General features: G+C 69.4%; 4 protein-coding genes (1 of these 4 running past the window's edge). 2 read left to right on the top strand and 2 right to left on the bottom strand.

Features of this window, described 5'->3' with window-relative positions; genetic code table 11:
* The first annotated feature begins 75 nt into the window (after positions 1–75).
* Both FrCorBMG51_RS18790 and FrCorBMG51_RS18785 read left to right on the top strand, forming a co-directional pair.
* Positions 76–1,077: a carbohydrate ABC transporter permease gene (locus FrCorBMG51_RS18790; RefSeq protein ID WP_047224369.1), complete on the top strand. Its 1,002-nt coding sequence runs from the start codon at positions 76–78 to the stop codon at positions 1,075–1,077.
* A 22-nt stretch (positions 1,078–1,099) separates the two neighbouring features.
* Positions 1,100–1,981 carry a carbohydrate ABC transporter permease gene (locus FrCorBMG51_RS18785; protein ID WP_076843869.1) on the top strand — a complete coding sequence of 294 codons (882 nt, stop codon included), beginning with the start codon at positions 1,100–1,102 and terminating at the stop codon, positions 1,979–1,981.
* Positions 1,982–2,026: 45 nt separating this feature from the next.
* Here FrCorBMG51_RS18785 and FrCorBMG51_RS18780 read toward each other — a convergent pair whose 3' ends face one another.
* The gene (locus FrCorBMG51_RS18780; RefSeq protein ID WP_047224368.1) at positions 2,027–2,764 is read right to left on the bottom strand and encodes an SRPBCC family protein; all 738 of its coding nucleotides are present in this window, start codon (positions 2,762–2,764) and stop codon (positions 2,027–2,029) included.
* A gap of 91 nt (positions 2,765–2,855) precedes the next feature.
* Positions 2,856–3,017 carry the 3' end of an ArsR/SmtB family transcription factor gene (locus tag FrCorBMG51_RS18775; RefSeq protein ID WP_235433715.1) on the bottom strand. Its footprint extends 414 nt past the window's final position, so 162 of the gene's 576 nt are visible here — the last part of the coding sequence; its start codon lies off the right edge, out of view; its stop codon occupies positions 2,856–2,858.

Here is a 3,017-nt window from a genome sequence, read left to right as displayed (position 1 = left end):
CGCCGGCCGGCCGGCGGTTTTTCGTCCGGTCGCGGGCTTTTTCGTCCCGGACACCCGGAGAGGACGTTCCCAGCCGTGTTCGTCGAAGTCGCCGTCCCCACGGCAGCCACCGGCACCGCCATCCCGGCCGGCACCGCCGGCGCGGCCCTTGTCGACGGTGCCGTCTCCCGCCCGCGCGTCAGCGCCGTCCGGCCGCCGCTGGCCCGCCGGATGCTCGCCGCCGTACCGCCGTACCTGTACCTGCTGCCAGGGATGATCAGTCTGGCGCTGTGGACCTACAAACCGATCATCGAAGCCGTCCAGCTGTCCTTCTACCGCTGGAACCTGCTGCCGACCTCGCCACGGATCTACGTCGGCCTGGAGAACTACCAGCGGCTGTTCACCATCCCGCAGCTACGGGACGCCGCGATGAACACGCTGTGGTACGTCCTTGGCCTGGTGCCGTTCGCCATCATCCTGCCCACCGCCGTCGCGCTGGTCGTCCGTGATCTCAGCGGCCGGTCGCGCACCGTCTACCGGGCGCTGCTCTTCCTGCCGGTGCTGGTCGCGCCGGTCGCGGCCGCCGCGGTGTGGCGGTGGCTGCTGGATCCCTCGGGGCTGGTGAACCACGCTCTCGGGCTCGGCGCGTTCAACTGGCTGCGGGAGGAGTCGACCGCGCTGTTCTCCATTCTCATGATCTGCGCATGGCAGATCCTCGGTTTCGCCGTACTCGTCATCTCGGCCGGGCTCACCGGGATCAGCGCCGACTACACCGAGGCCGCCGAGATGGACGGCGCCTCGCGCTGGCAGACCACCCGCTGGGTGACGCTGCCGATGCTGCGCTCGACGCTGCTGTTCATGCTGCTCATGACGGTGCTGCTGTCCGCGCAGTGGACGTTCCCGCTGATCGACGTGCTGACCCAGGGCGGTCCCGTGGACAGCACGACAAACGTGTACTACCTGCTCTGGGAGTTCGGCTTCCGCAGCCTGGACTCGGGACTCGCCTCCGCCGCGGGCGTCGTCTTCTTCCTCGCCTTCGCCGTGGTGGCGGCGGCGCTGGTGAAACTGGCCGACCACTACAGCTTCGCCGACAACTGACCTCGACCGAAGGACGCGGACAATGACCGGCAGGACAACAGGCGGCGGGACGACAAGAGGCAGGACAACAGCCGGCGGGACGACGGGCGGCGCACGGGTACCCCGCCGGCGAACCGCGGCCGGCCATCTGCTGCTGGCCCTGCTGAGCCTGATCAGCCTGTTTCCGGTGTACTGGATGTTCGCGAGCTCGCTGCGCCAGCCGGGGCACATCTTCCGGCAGTCGCTGCTGCCCTGGCCGTTGAGCCTCGAAAGCTACCGCTTCGTCTTCGACAACCTCGACATGAGCGCGCTGCTCGCCAACACCCTCGTGATCGCCGTCGTGACCGCCGCCGGTCAGCTCATGGTGTGCCTGCTGGCCGCCTACGCCTTCGCCGCCTGGGAGTTCCGCGGCAGGAACATCCTGTTCCTGATGTTCGTCGCCACCTGGCTCATCCCGTTCCAGGTGACGATGATCTCCAACTATCTCGTACTGTCGAATCTCGGGCTGTTGAACACCCTGGCCGGCGTCATCATCCCGAACCTGTGCTCGGCGCTTGCCGTGCTCATGCTTCGCCAGCACATGCAGGCCTTCCCCCGGGAACTGCTCGACGCGGCCCGGATCGACGGGCGGGGCTCGTGGACGATCCTGTGGACGGTGGTCGTGCCGAACCTGCGGCCGGTGCTGGCGTCGCTGTCGATCCTGCTGTTCATCTCCGCCTGGAACGACTACTTCTGGCCCGCGCTGGTCCTGCAACGGGCGAACTCCGTCGTACAGCTCGGCATCCGCGGTTTCCTGACTGAGGAGGGCGACAACTGGGGCGCGCTGATGGCCGCGTCCGGCCTTGCCTGCCTGCCCGTCTTCGCCCTCTACATGGCCATGCAGCGTCAGGTCGTCGACGCCTTCGTGCGGTCCGGCCTGCGCTGACGGGCACTGGCCGGACCGCGGGAAACGGCACCGGCACGGACCCCGTCAGGCGTAGACCTCCTCAAGCCATGCCTGCAGCGCCTTCTCCGTGCCCTGCTGATCCGCGTCGGACGCGAACAGGTGGGCGGCGACGGAGACCGGCGCCCCGAAGGCGTTACGGCCGAAGACGCGGTACAGCGCATCCTCGGTGCGCAGGCCGAGGAAGTGCGGGGCCAGATAGTCGACGGCAGCGTCCAGCGGCCGAAGACCGGGCAGCGTGACACGGACCTGGTCACCCTGCCCGGCTGCGCCGAGCCCGAGGGCACGGCGCAGCGCGTCGAACCCGTCCGGGGTGATCGAGGAGGCCGGCGCGTCGACCGACACGTAGCTCGCCGGGCGGCGGCTGAAGTAGCGCAGGTACTGGCCGAGCGTGTGCAGGTAGAAGTCGGTGTGCCTGGAGGCACCGTCATACTGGTTGTCCCAGTCGTCGGCGAACACCCCGCTGTGCACGTAGCGGACCCAGGTCGTCCCGCCGTCGCGGGCCTCGACGAGGTGTTCGAGCTGGTTGAACCAGCCGTCCGGCCCCTCGGAGCGGACGATGAGGTGGTGCGGCGGCTCCCAGGCCAGCAGCGTGCCGCCGTCCCAGGAACCGCCCACCTGTGGCTGCGGGGCCTGCGTCGGCCACAGCCAGCCGGCGTTGCCGGTGGTGACCGCGTCCCAGTACTCCTCGGGTGTGGTCGGCAGCAGCGTCTCGCGCTCGATCGCGAACTTGCGCCCGGACTGGTTCGGCTGCTCGTTCGACATGGTCAGTTCCCCTCGGTGTGACCGGGCCCGGCCGGGCTCGGGCGTGGGTTCGGATTCGCATTCGGGATCTTCAGGCTGGGATGCAGGGCGATCACCAGGCGGTGCCTGCGCCCGCCCGGCGCCTTCTCGTCGTGGTATCTGGCGACCAGCGCGGTGACGGCGTCGGACAGCTCCGCCGCGAAGGCCGCCCGGTCGGCCGCGGTGGCGAAGCGGATCTCGCTGTCGACGGCGAACGTCGCCAGCCGCTGGCGGG

The organism is Protofrankia coriariae, from assembly GCF_001017755.1.
In the GTDB taxonomy this organism is placed as follows: Bacteria; Actinomycetota; Actinomycetes; order Frankiales; family Frankiaceae; genus Protofrankia; species Protofrankia coriariae.
Note: the sequence above shows the minus strand (reverse complement) of the source record. Positions and strands in the feature narration are given on the sequence as shown.